The organism is Flavobacterium sp. 90 (assembly GCF_004339525.1).
Lineage (GTDB): Bacteria > Bacteroidota > Bacteroidia > Flavobacteriales > Flavobacteriaceae > Flavobacterium.
Map to the genome: position 1 here is coordinate 5,835,000 of NZ_SMGE01000001.1, position 25,343 is coordinate 5,860,342.

General features: G+C 34.5%; 18 protein-coding genes. 17 read left to right on the forward strand and 1 reads right to left on the reverse strand.

Annotated elements, in window-relative coordinates; genetic code table 11:
- The first annotated feature begins 3 nt into the window (after positions 1-3).
- Positions 4-921, forward strand: coding sequence for an AraC family transcriptional regulator (locus tag C8C83_RS23800; RefSeq protein ID WP_121331446.1), 918 nt, complete (start codon positions 4-6; stop codon positions 919-921).
- Between the two features lie 322 nt (positions 922-1,243).
- Here the strand turns inward: C8C83_RS23800 and C8C83_RS23805 are convergent, their stop codons facing one another.
- Positions 1,244-3,616: an arylsulfatase gene (locus C8C83_RS23805; RefSeq protein WP_121331024.1), complete on the reverse strand. Its 2,373-nt coding sequence runs from the start codon at positions 3,614-3,616 to the stop codon at positions 1,244-1,246.
- A gap of 321 nt (positions 3,617-3,937) precedes the next feature.
- Between C8C83_RS23805 and C8C83_RS23810 the strand changes: the two genes are divergently transcribed.
- The 16 genes from C8C83_RS23810 (at position 3,938) to C8C83_RS23880 (ending at position 25,336) form a co-directional block, all read left to right on the forward strand.
- Complete coding sequence (locus C8C83_RS23810; RefSeq protein ID WP_121331025.1) at positions 3,938-4,342, forward strand: helix-turn-helix domain-containing protein; 405 nt, start codon at positions 3,938-3,940, stop codon at positions 4,340-4,342.
- A gap of 300 nt (positions 4,343-4,642) precedes the next feature.
- Entirely contained in the window at positions 4,643-5,710 is a 1,068-nt protein-coding gene (locus C8C83_RS23815; RefSeq protein WP_121331026.1) for a DUF4291 family protein, read from the forward strand.
- Positions 5,711-6,052: 342 nt separating this feature from the next.
- Positions 6,053-6,649, forward strand: coding sequence for a DUF4255 domain-containing protein (locus tag C8C83_RS23820; protein WP_121331027.1), 597 nt, complete (start codon positions 6,053-6,055; stop codon positions 6,647-6,649).
- 2 nt (positions 6,650-6,651) lie between these two features.
- On the forward strand, positions 6,652-7,494 hold the full coding sequence (locus tag C8C83_RS23825) for a hypothetical protein (RefSeq protein ID WP_121331028.1): 843 nt from the start codon (positions 6,652-6,654) through the stop codon (positions 7,492-7,494).
- Positions 7,495-7,515: 21 nt separating this feature from the next.
- Positions 7,516-9,690, forward strand: a complete 2,175-nt coding sequence (locus C8C83_RS23830; RefSeq protein WP_121331029.1) for a phage tail sheath C-terminal domain-containing protein — start codon at positions 7,516-7,518, stop codon at positions 9,688-9,690.
- A 31-nt stretch (positions 9,691-9,721) separates the two neighbouring features.
- Positions 9,722-10,150: a phage tail protein gene (locus C8C83_RS23835; RefSeq protein WP_008463601.1), complete on the forward strand. Its 429-nt coding sequence runs from the start codon at positions 9,722-9,724 to the stop codon at positions 10,148-10,150.
- Between the two features lie 2 nt (positions 10,151-10,152).
- Positions 10,153-10,599: a phage tail protein gene (locus tag C8C83_RS23840; protein ID WP_121331030.1), complete on the forward strand. Its 447-nt coding sequence runs from the start codon at positions 10,153-10,155 to the stop codon at positions 10,597-10,599.
- A 6-nt stretch (positions 10,600-10,605) separates the two neighbouring features.
- Entirely contained in the window at positions 10,606-10,770 is a 165-nt protein-coding gene (locus C8C83_RS27285; protein ID WP_165877254.1) for a DUF5908 family protein, read from the forward strand.
- A 2-nt stretch (positions 10,771-10,772) separates the two neighbouring features.
- Positions 10,773-11,468, forward strand: a complete 696-nt coding sequence (locus tag C8C83_RS23845; protein ID WP_121331031.1) for a LysM peptidoglycan-binding domain-containing protein — start codon at positions 10,773-10,775, stop codon at positions 11,466-11,468.
- Entirely contained in the window at positions 11,469-13,214 is a 1,746-nt protein-coding gene (gene vgrG, locus C8C83_RS23850; RefSeq protein ID WP_121331032.1) for a type VI secretion system tip protein VgrG, read from the forward strand.
- A 72-nt stretch (positions 13,215-13,286) separates the two neighbouring features.
- A complete protein-coding gene (locus C8C83_RS23855) occupies positions 13,287-13,577 on the forward strand; it encodes a PAAR domain-containing protein (RefSeq protein WP_121331033.1) in 291 nt (96 codons plus the stop codon).
- A gap of 2 nt (positions 13,578-13,579) precedes the next feature.
- On the forward strand, positions 13,580-13,990 hold the full coding sequence (locus tag C8C83_RS23860) for a GPW/gp25 family protein (protein WP_121331034.1): 411 nt from the start codon (positions 13,580-13,582) through the stop codon (positions 13,988-13,990).
- 13 nt (positions 13,991-14,003) lie between these two features.
- Positions 14,004-17,435: a baseplate J/gp47 family protein gene (locus C8C83_RS23865; RefSeq protein ID WP_132011932.1), complete on the forward strand. Its 3,432-nt coding sequence runs from the start codon at positions 14,004-14,006 to the stop codon at positions 17,433-17,435.
- Complete coding sequence (locus tag C8C83_RS23870; RefSeq protein ID WP_132011933.1) at positions 17,423-20,125, forward strand: hypothetical protein; 2,703 nt, start codon at positions 17,423-17,425, stop codon at positions 20,123-20,125. Before C8C83_RS23865 ends, C8C83_RS23870 begins: the two co-directional genes overlap by 13 nt.
- A gap of 11 nt (positions 20,126-20,136) precedes the next feature.
- A complete protein-coding gene (locus C8C83_RS23875; RefSeq protein WP_121331035.1) occupies positions 20,137-23,592 on the forward strand; it encodes a hypothetical protein in 3,456 nt (1,151 codons plus the stop codon).
- Positions 23,576-25,336 carry a contractile injection system tape measure protein gene (locus C8C83_RS23880; RefSeq protein ID WP_132011934.1) on the forward strand — a complete coding sequence of 587 codons (1,761 nt, stop codon included), beginning with the start codon at positions 23,576-23,578 and terminating at the stop codon, positions 25,334-25,336. The genes C8C83_RS23875 and C8C83_RS23880 overlap by 17 nt, the downstream gene beginning before the upstream one ends.
- The last annotated feature ends 7 nt before the right edge of the window (positions 25,337-25,343 follow it).

The following is a 25,343-nucleotide window of genomic DNA, read 5'->3' on the forward strand; positions in this document are numbered from 1 at the left end:
AAGATGAAACACGATAACTCAAATATGCTGGCTTTTTCAAGTATTTCTCAATTGATGCAGTATCTTGAACAACCCTCTCCAAAACATCCACTTATAGTTCTGGTAAATTATGATGAAGCGGCAGCAACTGTGTTTGAAAAAAACCAAAAGATTTGTATTGATTTTTATAAAATTTCATTTAAAACCAATTTTAAAGGACGTGTAAAATATGGACAAGGATATTATGATTTTGAGGAAGGCGGTTTAGCTTTTTTAAAACCAAAACAAGTTGTATTTTCTTCAGATAATCCAGACAGCTATCAAGGTTATTCACTCTACTTTCACCCTGACTTCATAAGAAATTACCCTTTAGGAAGTTCTATAACACAATATGGCTTTTTTTCTTACGCTGTTTCAGAAGGATTGTTTTTATCTGCAAAAGAAAAGGAAATAATCCGAAATTTATTTGATACAATAGGCACTGAATTAGAAAACAATATCGATCATTTTAGTCAGGATGTTCTGGTTTCGCAAATAGAATTGTTACTGAATTATAGTAATCGTTTTTACAATCGCCAATTTATTACCCGAAAAACGCTAAACCATGACATCATAACTGCATTAGACCATTTATTAGAGGTATATTTTACAAAAAATATCACTTCAGAACAGGGTTTACCATCTGTAGAATACTTCAGTACTCAGTTAAATTTATCGCCGCGTTACTTAAGTGATCTTTTAGGTTCAGTTACAGGTCAAAATACGCAGCAATATATTCAGGACAAACTAATTAATCAGTCTAAAGACCTACTTAGTTCCACTTCATTATCTGTAGCGGAGATTGCCTACAAATTAGGATTTGAACATCCACAATCTTTCAATAAACTTTTTAAAACCAAAACGAATCAATCTCCTTTGCAATATAGGGAATCTTTTAACTGATCAATTGTATTATAAATATGCCTAGGGAATAGATATAATACAAAAATCAAACGCTATTTTGACCGGGATTTACATCCTTCTTTTTTACTTCTTTTGATTATAAAATTTAAACCGTTTGATGTTTTAATCTCTATTTTGTAAGTAGTAACTAGTCCGTTATTTTTGTAAACTTCGATTCTAATCTTGAAAAATCAAATCAATTACAGCATAAATTCCAGTTCTTTTTAAATCATTTATAAAATGACTTATAACTTGTATCGCAGAGGTCACAAAAAAATCCCATTTCTAACGAAACGGGATTTTTTTATGCTTCTTTTTTCTTCTACTTCAAATCAATATCAACCTTATCAATTATTCCTGTAAACTTAAATGGAAGTTTATAGGATTTTGCAACCGGAGATCCTGTATCTTCTCCAATTCCGAAAGTATCGATTCCAAAACGAGCCGCGACGGTTTTATCGATTCTGCCTTCTCCGACTAACTTATCGTTAATATAAAGTTTTCCGGTTCCGCCTTTTCCGGTTCCCCCTCCATCATAAGCAAAATCAAATCTGACCGTACTTTTTCCCAATGGCAATGATTCTTTCGAAGTAATCACGTAACGGTTATCATCAAAATAATTATAATGATACACCAGTTTTCCGTTCTGTACATAAAAAACAAATCCTGCTGAACTTCCACCAGAAGCCACAATAACACCGCTGTCTGATTTTGATTTTAGTTCAATTTCAGCCGTAATACTGTGCGATTTATTTTTAGTATTCGGAGAAGCTGTTTCTGCCAGTCTGATTGCCCCTGAATAAAAAGTAAAATGCTTACGTTTAGGATCAGACGGAGTAGGTTTCGGCGAAATCAATCTGCCTGTTCCTCTGTCATCTAACGGATAGACATTATATTTCTTTGCTTCTTCCTCAAAAATTGCCTTTAATTCTTTCAATTTTTCAGGATTTTTCTTTGCTAAATCAACAGATTCACTGTAATCTTCATCAATATTATAAAGTTCCCATTTGTCTTTATCCCAATTTCCAGGTGCAAAGTCCTGTTTCCAGGGAAAAGTATGCTGGGCAGCAGCAACCCAGCCATTATCATAAATGGCTCTGTTGCTAAAAATCTCAAAATATTGTCTGGTTCTAACAGGTTTAGCGTTTTTATCTGCAAAAGTCGATAAGAAAGAAACACCATCCATAGGTTTTTGCTCTACGCCATCAACGGTTTTTGGAGCCGGAAGATGAGAAGCCTCTAAAATTGTAGGAAGCACATCTATTAAATGAACAAACTGACTGCGCATCCCGCCTTTATCTTTAATTACTTTTGGCCAGCTTACAACCATTGGGTTTCGGCTTCCGCCAAAGTGAGAAGCTACTTGTTTTACCCATTGAAAAGGCGCATTTCCTGCCCACGCCCATCCTACAGGATAATGCGGTTCTGTATCAGGATCACCAATTTGATCTAAATGTTTTAAGTTATCAGCCAAAGGTGTTGCTATACCGCTCAATGCTTTTATCTCATTTACCGTTCCTTCCATTCCTCCTTCTGAACTTGCTCCGTTGTCCCCTACTATATAAAATATCAACGTATTATCGGCATCCGGAAGTTTATTAATAGCTTCTAAAAGCCTTCCTGTTTCATGATCCGCAAACGAAAGATATCCGGCATAATTTTCCATTAAACGTGCAAATAATTTTTTCTGATCTTCCGAAAGTTTGTCCCAAGGCGTAACCCAGTCCGGTCTTGGAGTAAGTTTTGTTCCTGGCGGAATAATTCCCATTTTCAACTGGCGCTCGTAAGTCTCTTGTCTTACAACATCCCAGCCTTTGTCAAATTGACCTCTAAATTTTTCGCGCCATTCTTTTGGTGCATGATGCGGAGCGTGTGCAGCACCGGGAGCAAAATACATCATGACTGGCTTTTGAGGTGCAACCGATTTACTGTATTGCAGCCAGTTAATTGCTCTATCTGTCATATCCGTCATAAAATGATAACCTTGTTCAGGAGATTTATCCGGCTCAACCGCTTTTGTGTTTTCAAAAAGAACCGGGTAATACTGATGTGTTTCTCCTGCATTAAATCCATAAAAATAATCAAATCCTAAACCCGTAGGCCAGCGGTCAAAAGGACCAGCCACTGAAGTCTCCCAATCTGGTGTATTATGATTTTTTCCAAACCAACTCGTACTATACCCATTTCCTTTTAAAATTCTGCCTGATGTTGCAGTAGTTTTTGGAATCATGCAATTATAACTCGGATACCCAGTCGCCCATTCCGCCAAAAAGCCTGAACCAGCATTGTGATGATTTCTTCCTGTCAATAACGCAGCTCTGGAAGGCCCACAAATCGAAGTAGTATGAAATCTATTGTATTTTAAGCCATTAGCCGCAAGCTTATCCAATTCTGGAGTAGGAACTGGTCCGCCAAAAGTACTTACTTGTCCAAAACCAACATCATCTAAAAGTATGATTATCACATTTGGCGCTCCTTGCGGAGGTGTAACAAGTTTTGGCCATTCTTCTTTTGAATCTTTATAAGTTTCTCCAATTTTACCGCCAAAAGGAGGTTCTGGAATTGGCAATGTAGTCCGGTCTAATTCTCCAGAATCTGTTTTTTCTGTTACGGAATCCGTTTTCTGAGATTGATTACAGCTGAAAAAAAATACAGCCAAAATCAAAAGCAGTTTTGGGTAAGTAAAGTGTTTCATATTTCTAAATTTTGTGACAACACTAATTTACAAACATGGCAATTACAAAAAATTTTATAAATGTTGCAAATTATAATCTGCAACAAACTTTTTTTAAACTATAGTTAAGTCATCCTTAAACTAAAATCACAAATTCTTATATTATCTTATAAATTCACTTGCAAATAGGCTAATTTCTTCAAATCTTCCCAAAAATGGTTTGTATGAACTTTTCATAATATCGTTTTTAAATTTAGATTACGGATATTTTTCTATCTTTGAAATTCAGGATTTTTATCCGAATGGCTTTACATTTGGGCCTTTAGAAAATTGATATTCATTATGGAACAGAAAATACATCAGGGAAGAAACGTAAAACGATTCAGAGAAATGCTTGGAGTCAAACAAGATGCATTGGCTTTTGATTTGGGAAATGACTGGAATCAGAAGAAAATTTCTATACTGGAGCAGAAAGATATTATTGAAGATGGTCTGTTGAAACAAATTTCGGCAGTATTAAGAATCCCTGTTGAAGCTTTTCAAAATTTTGATGAAGAGCAAGCAGTTAATATTATTTCTAATACATTTGGAGAACACGCCTTTACTAATTCATTTAATGGAACACTTAATATCCATCCAATTGACAAATTGATTCAACTTCACGAAGAAAAAATTGTGCTATACGAGCGAATGTTGAAAGAAAAAGAGGAAATGATGGCAAGACTTGAAAAATTACTTGATAAATAATCTATATTTAAAGATATAATAATTCAAAAAAAGAGACTAGAAAGTCTCTTTTTTTTGATAGTATTTACCCGTGCTGGCGCGAGTGCAATGTCATTAAGTTAAGCTTTTTTGAACTATAATTTTTATAAAAACGCAAAGTCGCGAAATGACAAAACCTTTGCGATTTCGCGACTTTGCGTGAGATTTATGCGATATAGTATTAAAAATATTTTTCCTTAACTTAATGACATTGCGCGCTAGCGAGCAAATTCAGAAAACATTCAGACAACTTTAACCAAAAACCAAATCATTAATAAACAAATGAACCAAAGAGAAACTGATTTAATTACAATAAAAAAATTTATAGCCGAGAAAGACGGTGATGGATTTTTTAATAGCAAAATTTCTTTTATTCACGTCTATGAAGACGATGAAGAAATTCTTTTACTTCTTTGTCAAATCTTCGAATCTGACTGGCATAAAGATCATGAATATATGGCGAGGGATTTTCAGGAAATTTCAAATCCTCTTACGGCAGAATCTTTATTTAAAGTAGCATTTTCTGATTTTGAATACCTTAGATGGAATGAATACTTTCCTTTGCAAAGAAAATGTACTTGGGCACTTGCCGACATTGGTACTAATGAAGCTAAAAAATATTTAGAACAAATAGAAGAACAAGCCAATGAAACAATAGCTAAATACGCCATCAAAAGACTAGACTTATGGGATTTTGAATTCAGAAGAAAAGTTTCTGTCTTAGGAGAATCAAGCTATAAAGGTTTTGCGATAGCGCTTGAAAGTTATTCGGAAAGGCTAAAAGAATTACCCCAAAATGGACAAAATATCATAGGATATCTAATGAAAAACCTTCATACTATTGATACTCCGCCATATAATTATATAGCAAAGGAATATATTGTATTATATCTTGTTAATGAAAAAAGTACAGCTGCTTCTATTATAGAAAGCCAAGATCGTGAGAAACCTGATTATAGTAGTTTGAAAGCAAATTCATTACAACAAAGTTTTCTATCAATAATACACAATTACAACTCGAGAGAAAAAGAAAATCAAGAAAGTGTATTGGCTATTTGGATAAAAAAAGAGGTCTTTAAAGAGATTTTACAAAAAGTAACACCAAATTGGAATCCCGATTATGATTATTTTGGAAAAGAACTCGAAAGGCAAACCATACAACTTGATTTAAAGGAAGAAGATTTTGAGAAATTGATAAAAGAAAATATTGAATTTGTATTCGACATTTCTGATTTTATTAAAGAACAAAAACAATATATCAGCCAAAATCAGATCGATAAACTAATGCTTCCAAAAGAAAGGATAGTTGATTTTGAAACACCCGAACTCATCGATGAGAGATGGATGTAAACAACTTTAACCTCACAAAAACAGAACATAACTAAATTATTTAGTGACAAAACGCAAAAGCTTCGGAGAAATCCGGAGCTTTTTTTTGCTCATAATCTTACTGATTTCAAGGAATCACAAATCGAACACAACTAACTAACAACCAATATCTTAAATAAATCAAAAAAGGGGAATTTTCCCCTTTTCTGGTACACTTACATTTATCTAATTTAGTCAAATCTTAAAAGCCCTGTTAATCACAAGTTTAAAGCACAGTCAGAAGCCCCAATTCTAATTACACTCTGCGCCTCTTATTCCTTTCCATACATTTCAATTAGTATTTATAATAAATTTTATCCAAAGATGATTTTTGAAGTAATACAAATAATTTCAGAACAAGTAAACAACTATCTCGAAGAAATTGGGTTAGAGAAATCTATTGTCCCTGAAAATATTGCTTTTTTAGAATCTCAAAAAGACGATACAGGCGAAGTATTAAAAGATGGCGTGGCACTTACCGTAATCAATTTAGCCGAAGAAGCTACTTTAAAAAACTTCCCAAATCATAGTACTGAAAATACTAAAACAATTTACAAAAACAGTGTCATCAATTTAAATCTCTATATCCTTTTTAGTGCAAATAGAGATAAATACGTCAATTCTCTTAAGGATATTTCGAAAATTATTGAGTTTTTTCAGGGGAAAAAGCTTTTTACTCAAGCCAATACCATCTTTAACAGAAACAGCAGCGCAATGAGCAATGTAGACAACTTTAGATTTACGGTTGAGCTCTACACTCCCACTTTTGAAGAATTAAATTATATCTGGGGAACATTGGGTGGAAAACAGCTTCCATCGGCTTTATATAAAGTGAGCATGATACAAATTGAGCGCAATATTACCCAGGCAGAAGGACAGCTTATTGGTGAATTTTCAGGTGTAACCAAAAGAAAAGAATAGTCATGAGTTATTCTAGTACATACGGATTGTTATTTGAAGTAACGCTTCTTCACAATTATTTTTTGAATAATGGAGAAAAAACTTTTGCAAGCATGCCTCCTGCTGATCAGGAAAAAATGCTTCAGCAATTTAATACAGACGCATTTTCGACAATAACACCAACTTTGGAAACCAATTCTGTACTCAAAAACTACAAAATGGTATTCAAAAAAACTAAAACAGGTTTCAGTATATACATCAAAGTCAAAGAAGCAAATGCATTCGACCCATTTATAGAAGTCCCTGTTGATTTGAACTTGAATTTTTTAATCAAAATTAATGACTATCAATTTGAAAATTATACTAATCTTGATTTTGCTCCTACTCAGGTATATCTTTTCAGTAATGTAAAACCATTAACTGAACCGGTTTCGTTTAAATATCTTCCAAAAATAAATGACAACAAACTTATTTCAAATGCCTATTTAGTATCTGAAAAAACTACTGTCAATTTAATTTCTACACTTCAGCCATCAGAACAGCAAGGTGTTTTTGGGCTTATTTCATTAACCGCAAAAGGCGACAATATTTTGGGGAATATTGTAGACGAATTTGGAAAATTGATAAGTCCAAATTTTAAAATTCATTTTGATAATCGAAAAACACTTTGGAAATATATCAACCGTAAAGCAGGAACCATAATCGAAACCAAAACCGTAAAACCACTAACACGCTCCGGTTTTGTAGAAATTGACCCGCTTAATGACTTTGATCCTTCAGAACCGGCAGAAAGTCAATACCCAAATCCATCTGTAAAATCAATACTAAAAATCGATAGTGATTACTATTCAGAAATATTTATTTAATAATTAAAAAACAATTCAATTATGGCAACAACTTACAAAACGCCTGGAGTATATGTTGAGGAAATCGTAAAGTTTCCCCCTTCTGTTGCCCAGGTAGAGACAGCGATTCCTGCTTTTATTGGCTATACAGAAAAAGCCACTAACAAGATTAATGGAGATTTGAAATTGAAACCAACAAGAATAACATCTCTTTTGGAGTACGAACGTTTTTTTGGCTTTGCAAAACCAGAGACAACAATTAGTGTTACCATTAATGATATAGTTGATAATGGCACGACAGCAAGAACTGTTATTGTAAATCAACCATCGAGCAGACAGCCTTTTTTGATGTATTATTCGCTGCAATTGTTTTTTGCAAATGGCGGTGGTCCATGTTACATTATATCAGTTGGCCGTTATGGCGATGATTTGGATGACGCTGACGCAAAAGTAACCTCTATAAATGATAGTTCACAATTAAAAAAAGGTTTGCTTGAACTAGAAAAAATGGATGAACCTACACTTATCCTTTTTCCGGATGCTACTCAAGTAACCGGTATCAATACAACTGATTTTTATGGCTTGTATAATGATGCCTTAAACCAATGTAGAAATCTGCAGGATCGTTTTACAATAATTGACACGCTTAGCTATGATGCTACCAGCCCAACAGATACAAACGTTGACGACTTGAGAGGAGTTATTAGTTCAGAGAAAGATACTTTAAAATATGGAGCTGCTTATTATCCGCATTTAGAGACTATTCTGGATTACAGATACAATGCAAGCGAAATTATGATTAAGCATTTTACCTCGCCTACGCCTAATGCAATGTCAACTGTATTGAGCGATTTATCAGGTTCAAAAAATGCAATTGTACCATTAATCAACAAATTAAAAACAGTTCCGGGAACAAATGATAATCTAACCGGAAGTATAGCCGACGTTTTGAAGTTTATTGAATCAACAAACGGCTTTAGTAATGCAGCAGCAACTGCAGCGGCAAAAGCAGTTATCACCGGAGGAGGAACACAAGCAGATGCAGATGCCGCAGCTGCAGCCGCAGGAACTTTTACGGTGGCAAAAAACAATGACTTTATACTCTTATTCGAAGCTTTGAATAAAGATCTCGCCAATCTTATAGGAGAAAAAGAAAAAATTAAAAAAGCAGCATTAGCAGCAATAGCTTCTGATGAAGAAGATCAACCAACCAGAGACGCTATTACGGCAGCTTTAAAAACGCTCACTGATCCTTTTGAATTGGACGATAAAATTGAAAGCGTTAAAACCAATTTGGCTGATTTATTAGGAAAAGCAAAAACTGCAAATAACAAAGTAAAAATAACAGCAAATATTAAAGGAGCGCCAGGTGTTCCAACGGTACTATCTGAAATTGCAAAAATCTTGCATTTCACAGCACCGGATTCTATCCTTGACTTGCCTGTAGCTATTACCTTTGATGTTGATCTTTTTGCACCTATTGCAGCTAATATTGATGCAATTACTGCTGCTGTAACACTCGCAAAACCAAATGATACAAATAACGGCGCCATGAATGGTCGTTTTCTGGCAGATATTACAGAGCTTGATAACGTAACCTACAATAAAATACTTTCCGAAATTTCTAATCTTTCTATAACGCTGCCGCCAAGTTCTGCCATAGCAGGAATTTATGCAAGAGTTGATAGTGATCGCGGAGTATGGAAAGCACCGGCAAATGTTAGTTTAAACTATGTCATCACGCCTACGGTAAAAATCACTAATAATATACAAGACGGATTAAATATTGATACCGTTGCAGGAAAATCTATTAATGCTATCAGAACATTTACCGGCAAAGGAACCTTGGTTTGGGGGTCAAGAACCTTAGCTGGTAACGATAGCGAATGGCGTTATGTTCCGGTTCGCCGATTTTTTAATATGGCGGAAGAATCCATTAAAAAAGCAAGCGAACAATTCGTTTTTGAACCTAACGATGCCAATACCTGGATAAGAGTAAGAGCTATGATTGAGAATTTTTTAATTCTTCAATGGAGAGCCGGAGCTTTGGCGGGAGCAAAACCAGAACAAGCATTCTATGTAAGAATCGGACTGGGACAAACCATGTCTGCGGTGGATATTTTAGACGGTAAAATGATAATCGAAATTGGTTTGGCAGTAGTTCGTCCAGCGGAGTTTATCATCCTTCGTTTCTCTCACAAAATGCAGGAATCTTAATTAAATAATCATCATTAAAAAAATATAGATCATGAGTTATCCATTATCAAAGTTTCATTTCTCAGTTGACTGGGGTGGAACAAAAATAGGTTTTACAGAAGTTTCCGGATTAGATGTAGAAACTGAAGTTATTGAATACCGTCAGGGCGCTAGTCCGGAATACAGCAAAATAAAGATGCCGGGCATGCAAAAGTTCTCTAACATTACCATGAAAAGAGGAACTTTTAAAAGCGATAATGAATATTATGCGTGGTGGAATACGGTAAAACTAAACACCATCGAAAGAAGAGATATTACCATCAAATTACTTAACGAGGAACACGAACCGGTGATTACCTGGAAAGTAAAAAATGCATGGCCTACAAAAGTGCAATCAACTGATTTAAAAGCCGATGGAAACGAAGTTGCTATCGAGTCTATAGAATTGGTTCACGAAGGCTTATCTATTCAAAATGACTAATCATGGCTAATTATTATCCACCCGTAGGTTTTCATTTTCTGGTTGAATTTGATCAACTGGGAACAAAAGAAAAAGACCATCAATTTCAATCGGTATCAGGACTTTCTGTAGATCTTGAAACGGAAGAATTTGTCGAGGGTGGAGAAAACAGATTCAAACACAAAGTCCCTGTAAAGACCAAATATCCAAATTTGGTTCTCAAAAGAGGGATCCTTATTGATTCTGACGTGATAGAATGGTGCCGAAAAGCAATAGAAAATTTCGAATTTAAGCCTGTTGATTTAACGGTAAAACTCTTGGATCAGGACCACAAACCTTTAATGCACTGGAAAGTTGTACATGCCTATCCAGTAAAATGGGCAGTTGAAGATTTTAGCGCTTTAGAAAGCAAAATTGTTATTGAAAGCTTTGAGCTTACTTATAATTATTTCACTCTTCATAAAAAATAATTTACCATGCCAATTGAAATCAAAGAGCTTCACATTAAAATAAACGTGAGCGAAAATTCAAATTCGGGTGCAAAACCAGCTTCTTCTTCTTCATCCAGTAATGAAAAAGATAATGTGGCTGAGTGTGTCGAGCAAGTAATGAAGATTATCGAACGTAAAAAAGAACGCTGATTATGACAACGACTAATGGTGAATTAAAAAAACTGAAGATCATTGCTTACAGCGATCCTCAATTCAACAATCCCGTTTCGGGGACTGAAGAGTTTATTACTTTGATGAATCCTGAAAAATATACTTTTCATTACAAGATAGAGCAAGATACAACCCAAGCCGCCGGAACGAGCAGTCCTGCGCCAAGATTTACAGCGATTGCTCCGGAGGAATTAGAATTGGATTTTGTTTTTGATCGAACAGGCGTTATTGCCGGAAAAGAAAGTACCGAAAATGGTGTTATTGACGACATTGAGCATTTTAGAAAAGTAATTTTAGAATATAATGGTACAGAACACAAACCAAATTACTTGAAAATTGCTTGGGGAAGTCTGATATTCAAAGGATCTCTCACAGAAATGACCATTGAGTATAAACTTTTCAGACCAGACGGAACGCCAATTAGAGCTATTGCAAAAGGGAAATTTAAAGGAGTTGTTGAAGATGAGTTAAGAGCAAAACAGCAAAACAACCAATCTCCTGATTTAACACATACCAGAACTGTAAAAGCTGGCGATACGCTTCCGCTAATGTCTTTTAATATCTACGGCGATTCAAAATATTATCTCGAAGTAGCCCGAGCCAACAAGATTATCAATTTCAGAAAGCTAAAAATTGGTCAAAAAATATTCTTCCCTCCTCTTCAAAAACAACAATAGATGAACAATAGCGGCGTCATACAAACCAGTAAAAGTGCAGATTTAGTAACGCACAAATTGCTCATTGAGGGAACTGAGCTGTCTGGTATTTATCAGGTTATGAGCATTGTAGTTCATAATGAAGTGAATAGAATACCGATGGCGCAAATTATTTTGACTGATGGAGATGCTTCTGCAAGAGATTTTAAATTAAGTAACGAAGATTTGCTTGTTCCGGGGAAAAAAATTGAAATAAAAGCCGGCTATCACAGTGACGAAGAAACTATTTATAAAGGAATAGTTGTAAAACATTCGATAAAAATAAAAGACAAATCATCGTTGTTAATTGTGGAATGCAAAGACGAAGCCGTAAAAATGACTATTGGCAGAAAAAGCAAATATTTTTATGACGTAAAAGACAGTGATGCTTTTGAAGACATTATAGGCACTTACGGATTACAAAAAGAAGTTGAAAGCACTAATTATAGTCACAAAGAGTTAGTGCAATACAATACTTCCGATTGGGATTTTATAGTTTCTCGTGCGCAAGCCAATGGAAAATTATGTTTTGTTGAAAATGGCAAAATCACGATTAAAAAACCAGATTTGACTTCTGAAGCAGTTGAAACAGTTGCTTTTGGTGCCAGTATGCTTGATTTTGATGCCGAAATTGATGCTCGAAATCAGTTTGCCAAAGTTTCCTCTTACAGTTGGAATGCATCCAATCAGGAATTATTAGAAATTGAAGCCAAAGATCCCAGTGTAAGTCTAAACGGAAATTTATCTCCTTCGGATTTATCCGATGTTGGAAAGTTAGAAAACTTAGAGTTGCGTCACGGCGGTCATGTTACCGATACCGAATTACAGGATTGGGCGGATGCAAAATTATTATTTCAACAACTGTCAAAAGTTCGCGGAACAGTAAAATTTCAAGGCATTCCCGCAGTAAAACCCAACACGATTATTATGCTTGAAGGCGTTGGAGATCGTTTTAATGGCAAAGCATACATTACAGGAGTTTTCCACGAAATCGCAAGCGGTAATTGGACTGTAAACGCACAATTTGGATTAAATCCTGAATGGTTTTCTGAAACTTATGATGTCAATACGCCATCGGCTTCAGGAATAATTCCATCCATAAAAGGATTGCATATTGGTATTGTAACACAACTTCAGGACGATCCCGACGGCGAAGACAGAATTTTGGTCAAAATACCAATTATCAATAACGAAGAGCAAGGTATTTGGTGCAGAGTTGCGGCTCTGGATGCAGGTGACAACAGAGGTACTTTTTTTATGCCCGAAATTGAAGACGAAGTAATTATTGGCTTTATTAACGAAGATCCCAATGATGCGATTGTAGTAGGAATGCTTCACAGCAGTGCAAAACCTGCTCCGCTCAAAGCATCTGACGATAACCATCAAAAAGGAATTTTTACAAGAAGCGAAATGAAAGTGCTTTTTGATGATGATAAAAAATCGATCGCCATTGAAACTCCCGCAGGCAAAAAAATAACACTCGACGAAGACAAAGGATCAATAGTTATTGAAGACGAAAATTCGAACATCATTACAATCGACAGCGCGGGAATAAAGATGGAAAGTGCCGGCGATATTTCGATAAAGGCAACTGGCGATGTAAAAATTGAAGGTACAAATGTAAATCTAAAAGCAACCGCCCAATTTAAAGCCGAAGGCAATGCCGGCGCAGAAATGTCATCAGCAGCTGTGGCGATCGTTAAAGGCAGTATTGTTCAGATAAATTAGTTTGTTCCTTCGATTACTTTCAGTTCTAAAAATCTTAATCAAAGACCAACAACCAACAACAAACAATAAATCATGGGAGCACCAGCCGCAAGAATCAACGATATGCATGTTTGCCCAATGGTAACAGGAACTGTACCTCATGTAGGCGGACCAATATTACCACCAGGCTCTCCTACAGTACTGATAGGCGGTCAACCGGCAGCATGTCTGGGAGATATGATCGTTTGCACCGGACCACCGGATAGTATTATAGCGGGGTCAAGTACCGTGCTTATTGGAGGAAAATCAGCCGCAAGAATGGGAGATTCCACTGCGCATGGCGGAACAATTGTAATAGGATGTCCAACCGTTTTAATAGGCTAATTATGGAAAATAAAGAAGCTTTTTTAGGTACTGGATGGAGTTTTCCGCCAGAGTTTAAGAAAAATAATAAAGCAGTCGTAATGACCTCTGATGAGGCAGATATTAAAAGCAGTTTAGAGATATTGCTTTCTACCAAAATCGGCGAGCGTATTATGCTGCCCAGATATGGCTGTAATATGGACGAATTACTTTTTGAATCATTAGACAGAACACTAAAAACCTATGTTTCAGAACTAATAAAAACGGCCATTTTATATTATGAACCACGAATTGATGTTGATAAAATTGACATAACACAAAGCGATGATTTAGAAGGAGAGTTACTGGTCATAATCGATTACAGAATAAGAACTACAAACTCAAGAAGCAATCTTGTTTATCCGTTTTATAAAGGAGAAGGCACTAATATTTAAAAGTTTATAAGCTATGAATACCGACGGCAGCCAAATAGACAATGTTATTTTTAAAAGAAATGGAGTCAATCAGGAAGAACGCTTTAGTGACGCATTAGAGCCTGGAAACCTGAAACTTCATGACTTTACTATTGAAGACTGGCTGTTGTTTGCTTATAATTTTGCAAAACAAGTCAACTTTTTCGACACGAATAACGATAAAAAACCAGAAGGAGATTGGCAGGAATTTTTTAGCTATTTTGGTTTTTCAAAAGATAATCTTCCCGATGGTATCTATAAAAGAACAGATAAAAAATATGATGATTTAAAAGAAGGCATTACCAAAACACTATCAAATGCCAATATCAATCAAGACCTTACTCCTCACCTTACCTTGTTTGTGTGTTTCCTGAAATTATTGGAATTATCCCAAAACAAACTTAATGGTATTACAAAAAAGCATTTAGATTTCTTTTATAAAGACATACTTCAAATCGAAAAACTTCCTGCACAAGCAGATAAGGTTAGTATCATTTTTGAATTGGCAAAAAAAATCGCCGAAGAAAAAATCGCCGTAAATACAGAACTTGACGCAGGAAAAGATCCTGATGGCAAAAAATTAATATACAAAACCACAGAAGAATTTATTGCCAATAAAGCCAATATAGCGTACCTAAAAAGCGTGTATAATGATGTTGAATTGGGTCAAATAAAATACAGCGACGTTGCAAATTCGCTTGACGGAAAAGGTGAACCCTTAAAAGAAGACGCTAAATATTGGTTTCCTTTTGGATATACATCCAAAGAAAAAAAATACCCAAAATTGGACGATGCCAAATTAGGTTTTGCAATAGCTTCAGAATTATTTAATCTTAAGGAAGGTGATAGAAATATTGCTATCACAATTACTTTCGTTGATAATCTATTTTTTCATAAACCTATTACTGTAGACGATCTTCTAGAAAACATCAGTATTTTGTATAGTGGAAAAAAAGCATGGATTGGAAATTTTAAACTTAGCAAAAGCACTCTTTTTAAAACTGGAAGTCTATCTTCCGGCATTGGCGGTAAACAATTAACATTGGTTTTTGAGATACCAAAAGATGATCCGGCAATTGTTGGTTATGACCAGAAAGTTTTAAGCGAATTTTTCTCAACAGAACTTCCTGTAATTCGATTTTTAATCCATACGCAAGATCCAAAAGGACACAATCTTTTTAGAACTTTAGTGACAAACACAATAGACCGCATTAACGTAAAAGTTGACGTTAAGGATGTGAAATCTCTATTGTTAGAAAGTGATAATGGTTTGCTTAATGCTGCAAAACCCTTTTATCCTTTTACAACCCAACCCGAAAAAAACAGTTCCTTTATAATAAACTATCCTGAAATTTTTTCTAAAAAATGGACAGATGCCGATATTCATATCAAGTGGAAAAACACTCCATTATCTTTTGAAACTCATTATGCTTCTTACAAAGAAAGTTTTCTTGAAACTATAAGTAAACAAAGTTTTATTGATGCAATTTTCAGCGACGATAGCAGTGAAGCCAAAATGAATGCCAATCAACCTGAAAATGGAATCGCAAAAAGAACCGCTCCGGAACCAAGAAACGTTCCAGAGCCAAGAAACATTCCAGAACCAAGAACTACTGCAGAACCAACAACTACTGCAGGAACTACCGATCCACTTCCAACAAGCCCAAATGATCCAATTGTTACAGAAGGCTATTTTAAAGCAACATTATCTGTTTTAAATAAAGAAGTTTGGGAGGATCAGAATAAAACTGTCAATTTATTTGATGGTCCTAATGATGATAAATTATATGAATCTAACATCAATGTAAAAGGAAACACGTATGACATTGACAAAAGCGGCCCGATACGATTGACATTAAACCATTCGTTTTTACATTCTTTATTTCCAAAAATATATACGCTGGCAATATTGAATATGACTACAAAGCCAACAACGCCTATTCCAAATGAGCCTTACACGCCAGTTGTAGAAAGCATAAGTCTGAATTATTCTGCTGAGGAAACTATTGATTTTGAACACTACGAGTCTAACCGAATAAAATTGTTTCATGAAGCTCCTTTTGGTCAGCGCGAAGAACATTCGTATTTGAAACAACAAGCCATCAATAAAGAAATTTTAGATGCAGAAAAGCCAATTACCAATTGTTTGGTTCCGGATTATTGCAACGGAGGAGAATTTTATATAGGACTTAACGATGCCGAAATATCACAGCAAATTTCATTATTATTTCAAATATTAGAAGGAAGCGAAAATATCAGCGTTGACACTTTTAAAGGAAAAGAAAAAGTATCATGGTACATATTATGCGATAATTATTGGAAAAATCTTGATAAGGATATTTTGGGAAATGGTATCGATAACTTTTTAAAATCGGGAATCGTAAAATTTAATATTCCAAAACAGGCATCTAATGACAATACGTTATTTCCCGCCAATACAATTTGGGTAAAAGCAAAAATGCACAAAGATTATGATGCTGTTTGCAAAGTTATCGATGTGAAAACTCAGGTTGTTACCGCAGAATTCTTTGATAATAACAATAATTTATCTCATTTAGACAGCACATTACCCGCCAAAACTATCTCTAAATTAATTACCAGAGTTCCGCAAATTAAAAGCATTGACCAGCCTTTTAATTCATTTTCCGGAAAACCATTGGAGTCAGATCCCTCCTATTATCTCCGCGTAAGCGAACGTTTGCGACACAAAAACAGAGCAATAACACTTTGGGATTATGAACATCTGATTTTACAGGAATTTCCAAGTGTTTTTAGAGTAAAATGCCTTAACCACACTTTTATTTCGGGTACAAGTACCTCGTTTTTATCTCCGGGAAATGTAACACTTGTAGTAATTCCGGATATCGTGGACAAAAATGTATTCGATATTTACGAACCAAGAGTAAGCACAGCAACATTGAACAGCATAGAAAATTTTATCAATTCTAAAAATTCGATGCAAGTGTCTGCAAAAGTAATTAATCCTGATTACGAGAAAGTTATCATAAAACTGGACGTGAAGTTTTATCCACAATACGATGAGAATTTTTATAAAAAACAGCTCAACGAAGATCTTATAAAATTTTTATCGCCTTGGGCATTTGATACTTCTAAGCAAATCATATTTGGAGTTGAGTTACAACGAAGTATTGTTATAGAATATATCGAAAATTTACATTACGTAGATTTTTTATCTCAGCTTGAAATGGCAATATATATCGATAAAAAAACAAATAAGGATAAACCTCAAACATTAGACGATACAACAGATAATGTGAACAATGTAAAGTTTTTAGACTTTTTAACGACACTTTCCCCATCAAGTCCAAAAAACATTTTAGTCTCTGTTAAAAACCACATTATCGGTACCAACATAATAACTTGTAAAAAAACAACCCCAGAAGAACCTGAAAAATGTCAATACTAAACCAACATATCACCATTCCTAAAAAATCAGCAACAGATGACGATTTGGATTTCTTTTATTTGAGAAAAAAAGGAATCGAATATATAGAGTCTTTTGGCAGTAAATTCTGGACTGATTTTAACGAGCATGATCCGGGTATTACGATGCTGGAAATGCTTTGCTACGCTATTTCGGATCTTGGAATGAGACTCGATCTTCCTATCGAAAATATATTAGAATCTGATGACAGTAATAAAGGCATTCCTAAACAGTTTTTTAAAGCTTCAGAAGTGTTGTCATCAAGTCCTGTCACGCAAAATGATTACCGAAAACTATTTATAGACATAGATGGAGTTAGAAACTGCTGGCTTGCAAAACATAAAAAAACAGTCTATGTAGATTGCCAAAAAGATAAGCTTTCTTATGATTTAAAGGATTATCAAAATCTGCCCGACAATTTGAGAAAATCTTTTGAAATCAATGGTTTATACGATCTTTATGTGGATTTTGTAAGTTCAAAACCTGCAGATATAGAGATCGTTAAAGAAAATATTAGAAAGCAATATCATGCAAACAGAAACCTTTGTGAAGATCTTGTTGACATAAAAAAAGTAGTAGACTACCAAATAAAAATATGTGCAGATATTGAAGTAGATACAGAAGCAGATGAAGAATTAGTTCATGCAAATGTAATGTATGCTCTGGAAAGTTACTTATCGACAACGGTCAACTTTTATTCGCTAAAGCAAATGATTGACAAAGGATATTCGACTTTGGAAATTTTTGACGGTCCATCTTTAGCACATGGTTTTATTGATACTAAAGAATTGCTTATCGCCGATTTGAGAAACGAAGTACGCCTTTCAGATATCATGAGAATAATAATGTCAGTCCCAGATGTATTGTTAATTAAAGATATTTCTCTTGGGAATTGTGGCGGTGATGACTTGGAAAACAAATGGCTTATCTGTCTTGCACCTTACGAAAAACCTGTTATTTGTCCTAAAAGCGTCTTCAATTATAACAAAGGATTATTGCCCTTAAATATCAATTTGGCTCATGTAAAAAAATATTCGGATGACATAAAAGCCGAAAAAGACAAAGCGACAACCAACGCCAGCCAGAATAAAGAATTAGAAATACCAAATGGCGAATATCTAAACACTGATTTTTATACTACCATACAAAATGATTTTCCCGAGACCTATGGTATTGGCGAAGTTGGACTTCCTTCGATAGCATCTGTTGAACGTAAATCTAAAGCAAAACAATTAAAAGGATATCTTTTATTTTTTGATCAGATATTGGGGAGTTATTTTAAACAATTAGGACAAGTTAGCGAATTGCTTTCTGTAAGCGGAAATTTGTCCCGAACTCTTTTTACGCAAGTTGTTAAAGACATTGAAGGCGCGAATGACATTGTGGACGGATATGAAAATTACAACGATGAAACGATTACCGCGCTGCTTTTTGATCAGCAGGACAATAATATCGAACGAAGAAATAAAATTCTAGACCATCTTTTGTCCCGTTTTGCCGAGAATTTTTCGGAATACGTATTTGTAAACAAAACCATTTATGGCAACACCACAGATCAGGTTGTATTGCGAGACAAAGAAAACTTTTTGAAAGATTATAAAGTAGTAAGCAAAGACCGCGGAAATGCCTTCGATTATTACAAACAACCCATTACCAATTTATGGAATACTAATAATGTTTCAGGAGCCGAAAAAAGGATTTCGAGACTCATTGGTATTAGAGATTACAGTCGCAGAAATCTTTCTAATTCGTTTGTCCAAATGTATAATTTTATTGATACAGACAATCAATCGGTTTATAGATGGCGTATTGTAGATAAACATAATGATATTGTACTTTCATCGACAGCAGAATACTTTGATACTTCTGCTGCAAATAAGGAGCTTTATTTTGCTGTATTACAAATCATTCAGACTCGGGAATATAAAATAAAAGAGGCTTTTAAAAACGGAACCGTAACAGATTTATCCATTATCGATAATATTTTAATTCAAAAGTCAGATGCCGGAAAATATTCTTATGACATTATAAACCCGGCAATCACAGGCAAGAAAAACCCAAACCTCATTATTGCCCGCAGATTTGAATACTATACAAATTTACCGGATTTAGAAAAATCGATTCTGGATTTAATTCACTTCATGAAAGAAGATTTTACCGAGGAAGGAATGTTTTTGGTAGAACATATGATGCTTCGTCCGGATGTAAATCTGACTACAGTAAATCCGGATACATTCATGCCAATCTGCGCTGATGAATGCGACAATTGCGAACCAATAGATCCCTACTCCTATCGTGTGAGCGTTGTGTTGCCGGGATATACCTTGCGATTTGCCAATACCGATTTTAGAAATTATATAGAAAAAATAATTAAAGAAGAACTGCCTGCTCATGTTCTCGCAAAAATATGCTGGATTGGTTATAGGGAAAAAGATGTAAAAGATCCCGCAGAAAACCAGCTTGTTCAATTTGAAAAAGTCTATAAAGACTACTTATTTGCCAAAACTAATTTGAATCAAGAGCAGCCGGAACCACAATTAATCAGCTTTATTAAGTCATTAACCACTCTGGACAATGTTTACCCAACCGGAAGATTGTTTGACTGCAGCGATGAAAACGAGCGATTGTCAGATAAAATTATACTAGGAAAAACGAATTTAGGATCACTATAAAAACTATTCCCATGTCAGCAAAACTTTCAACAATAACAACACAATACCGCCGATTCACAAAGAATCAGGTACTTACCGAAGGAAACCTTAATGAGGTAGTAGATTTTTTTGACGATCAGGATCGCCTTTCCCGCATTTACCTGAGTGGCGTTGGTATCGTTTGCGGATTTTATTCTGCTTATAATCCAGATCAACAAACTATTTCAATAACACAAGGAAATGGTATAACGACAGATGGTGATCTTTTTAAATTATATCAGGCGGATGTATTGGGAAACAAAAAAATCGATTTTGATTCCCAAACCTATACGCATTGCAAAATTTATGATAATAAAAAGGCGGCTTACAAACCCTTCTTTTATGATGGGTCAGACAAGCAATTGCCTCTTTTTGAACTCTTGACAAAAGACCAACAAAAAAAGGAGAAGGATCCCAATTTTGCTTTAGCAGAATTTAGCGCAAATACAAAATTTGACTTTAAAGATACTGTGCTTCTTTTGTATCTGGAGTCTTATGAAAAAGAATCTGACCTTTGTGTAAGTCTTTCGTGTGACAATCAGGGATTGGAAATTGTAGGTAATTTTAAAGTTTTAATTGTCAGCAAAGCCGTTGCCGCGCAAATAATGAGTCATGACAGCATGATTGGCAAAATCAATTATGCTAATTTATATTATACATTACCCGACCTAAAATCAAACAGAATTGTACTTAAACCTGATGATTTTGTACATCTTGAAGCCATAAAACAAACTTTTACCAAAGGGATTTTCAAAAATAATGTTGTTAAAAATCTACAGGAAGGTTACAATCAATTACTGAAAGGTTTAAATATGCCAGAGGTTTTAGATGCAATTCAGAAAAAGACAGACGAACTATTTAATTTTGAAGGAGATCCTGTACTTCCTTCCGATTTTCAATACAGATATGATCTGCTGAACGATCTTGTTGATACTTACAACGAAATCAGAGCGCTCTTGCTTGCTATAGACGATAGTTATTGTTCTCCTGATATTAATGCTTTTCCAAAACATTTAATGCTGGGCGAATTAATAAAAACGGAACCTTGTTATGAATTCCGTCATGCTTTTTACAAATCGCCATTGCTTACAGGAGAAAGCCTAAGCGCTTGCAATGACTGTCTTGCAGATGGTGAAGTTCCAGTTAAAGATTCGGATAAAAAGGAGAAAGACGTATCAGCAGATGAAATAAAAATATGCTATGGCGAAGGCACCGCCAGACAAAGAATGTACAGTCTTATTCTGCGAAGTGCGCAATTATTAGAAAACTATAACTCAGCATTTGATTTTATAAAAATTACGCCGTCTTTGCAATTGGGTAAATTGGGTAAAAAAGCAATTCCGTTTTACAATAATGTAAACGATTCGCTTATAAAAGCCTGGGATTTTGATAAAACCATTTTAGGACTAGAAAAAAACAATGTTAGTTACCATGATGATTTATTAGATACTAAAAATCCACTTGAAATTCATCTTGACAGTGATTTCTATAGAATCGAAGGACATCAGGGACGTAATTACAAAGAAGCGCTAAAAGCCATCCAGCAAATAAGACTTGATAACGGTCTTGGATTCAACATAATGATCCTTGCCGTAAATGCAAATGAACTGGATAAAACCATTCAGAATTTCACCAAATATTACCTGAAAAAAAATAATGGTTACGAGCATAAAGCAGGCGTCGTTCCCGGAGGTACTTTTATAATGATTTATCTGGAAGAAAAAGTGCCTTATTATTACTATTACAACAACCGCAGACCATCTTTAACCGGTGATTTTGAAAAATTTGCTGAAGGAATTCCGATTTTAAATCCAATTGTTGCCGATTTTTCAATCCCATATTTATGTTGTGACGAAAACAATATAAGTCTTAGTTTGCCTGTAGATAAAATTTGTTTTGACAGCAACACTCCGCCTCTGCCTTTTAAAATTTCTCCGGCGGGAGGTTTTGTGAAAGCCAATGTTAGATACGATCAAAACGGAGGAATAACAGTAAACGAACTTGGAGCGCTTGTGTTTGATCCAAATTTTGTGAGCAAAGAGTTAATTGGTCAAACCATAACCTTTACAGTTAATAATTTTGATACGGACTGCGCGATAACCATTTTTGAAAAACCGAAATTCGATTTTGTTGCAGTTCCTTTAAGTCCATCAGGAATTAGTGAAACCGAAGTTACTTTTACCATAACCGGAGAAAATATTGCCGGCAATAAATATATCTGGGATTTTGGAGACAAAACCAATCTTGTGGCAGATGATAAAACAGAAATAAAACATACCTACAAGTACAATAGTGAATCACAGAAAAAATTCACATTTGATGTTGTTCTTAATGCAGATAATGGTAATTGTGGTTTTCACATCAGTCATCAAGTAAGCTTTGAAATTGAAGACCCAAAAGTACTGATAAATGGCAAATTAGTGGATAAAATATCCTTTTGCAGAAACGATAAACCGGCGATACTTACCCTTGAACCAAATGTAAAAGGAGCTATTATTTCCGGAGAAGGAGTTCTTCTGATAACAAGAGCAGGAGTTCAGTTTAATCCGGCGAGTGTTTCTCCGGGTACTACAAGCGTAACTATTTTGATAGACGAAAAACCTTCTAATCTTACAATCACGCTTTTAGATCTGCCTACTGCAAGTTTTGCTTTTGTAATAGATCCGGCAGGAAATCTAATCTTAACCAACAACTCTGTAAATGCCGCAACTTACACTTGGCAAATTGATCAGGAAATAATAAGTACGGATAAAAAAGACCCAATAACAAGACAAACTTCTTTATATAAAGATTCTTCTATTTCCGTTGCATTGACTGCCGAAGGCAAATGTGGTTCACTAACCGATGGTCCAAAATTAATCGAGCTTAGAAAAGCACCTCAAGTAAATACATGCCTTGACAATGCTGATTTATTTGTAAAAGAGTCCATTGAAACTACTACCAATTTAAGAGATACTTCGGTTATAAATAAATTCAATAAGGAGACTGTCAATTTCATTTCTGAAACTGAAAACAGATTTATCGATGTTCAAAAAGACCTTGAAAATTACATCAACGGTAAGTCAAATGCTAAATTAACTGAAATCTTCAAACAAGAATATTTCAATTCTATAAATACAGTTGTTACTGCTGCGATTAGATTGCAAAATCTAAATCAGATTGCTGCGGTACAAACACTTATCAAATTAAATACTTCTTTGTTTTATACTATTTTGAGATGTCAGGATCCGGAAACGCTTAAGGCTTCTGAAAAACAAATTTTCCCTACAGGAGTGCTCTTTAATAATTTATTTGAAAATTTTATCGCAATAAAATTCAATGCCGATACCAACGGATCACTGAAAGACTTTTTGTTGAGTATGTTAAAAGTATTCTCAAAAGTCGACATTATACTGAATAATTTAAATAAACAAATAGACGAACTTACAACTAGTGCTAAATTCAAATAAACATATCATCAATAAAGTTTTCCTTGAGATAAATACCAATTCGAAAGAAAAAGGATATTATCTCAAGGACAATATTGATGCGTTTTTGCAACAGGAAATATTCAAGGCTTTAGAAAATTACTTTAATGAATTGGATTCTAAAAATCCTTCGCAAAGCATACAATTAGACAAGCTCAACCTTGATATTGCTATCAATCAAAATTTGGATTTCGAAGATTTTAAAGAACAAATCTTAAACAAAATCACCAAACAAGTCGAAGAAGTTTTTGAAAAAGAAGATTCAAATATAGAAGGTTATAAAGTCATCAAAGCACAGGAAAAAGAAATAGAAAGCTTTTTTTATTTTCTGGAAACAGGCACAAATACTTGGTGGACAAGCCAAAATCAGGATCAAAAAATAGTAGACGAAACTGCATTTGATGATGTCTTAAGTGATGAAAGCTTTCCGCTTAAATGGAAAAATGCAATACAAAAAACAATTGCAAGAACACGATTTATCAAACAATTTAGTAATAACCAAATTGTAACCATTATTAAAAAAGGGATATTACTTAAAAAAAATAGTTCTGAAAACAACACCGAAACAATCAGAATTGAAGCGATAAAAAAACAAATTGAATCCAGTATTTCAAAAAATCAATTGATTCCAAATCAAAGATTTTTAATGTGGGAAATTGTTGTTTTAAGCCTTTTGGAAACAAGAGATTCAATTGTAAAACAAAAGCTTTCAGAGTTGATTTATAATGTGTTTGAATTTCATAAAAAGAACAGTTTTTTGCAACACAAAGAACTTTTTCTAAAGGAAATTAAAAATCAGATTGAGAATCAAAACGAACTGAAATTGCTGGCGAATCTTGATGCTATTATTCTGTATATCGAAAAAAAAATAGACAGAATTATTCTAAAAGGAAAAGCAACGGAAATAGAAAATGGAATAGAAACTTTCAAAGAAAATAAAGCAACAATTAAAACTGAGACAGAAACAGAAATAGAAAATAAGACAGAGAAAAAAACAGAAACAGAATCAGAAATAGAAACAGGAAAAGTTTCAGAAAATAACGAAAAGACAATGCCTGATTCTGATTTGATTTCGTTAAAAAACAAAAAAGAAACTGTTCACAACGACGAGAAAAATATCGAATCTATATCAAATGATTCAGAAGAAAAAACGCCAGATAATGACGAAGAAGTAATCGATAAAAAAGAGCTTTCTCCTGAAAAAAAAGAATACCTATCAGACATAGATATTAGCGGTTTATATGTTGATAATGCAGGTTTAATGCTGATTCATCCGTTTTTGAAATCGCTGTTCGTTAATTGCAAATTACTAGATAAAGACAATACGATAAATGATCCCGAAGTTGCCACGCATCTTTTGCATTATATCGCTACGGGAAAAGAACAGGATTACGAAAACGCGATGACTTTCGAAAAATTCTTGTGTAATATTTCAATAGATGAACCTATTGAACGAAACATTGTACTTTCTGAAGAAATGAAAAAAGAAGCGGCAGAATTGCTGCAAGCGGTATTGGACAATTGGGATATAATGAAAACATCATCGGCAGAATTACTGCAAAACGAATTTTTGCAACGTCCCGGAAAACTGAGCGTTAATGGAGACGAAAGTCCTGTAATAATTATAGAACGAAAAACACAAGATGTTTTATTAGAGAAATTAAGCTGGAATCTGAGCATCATAAAATTGGCTTGGAAAAAACGAATCGTATATGTTAACTGGTAAAAATTAT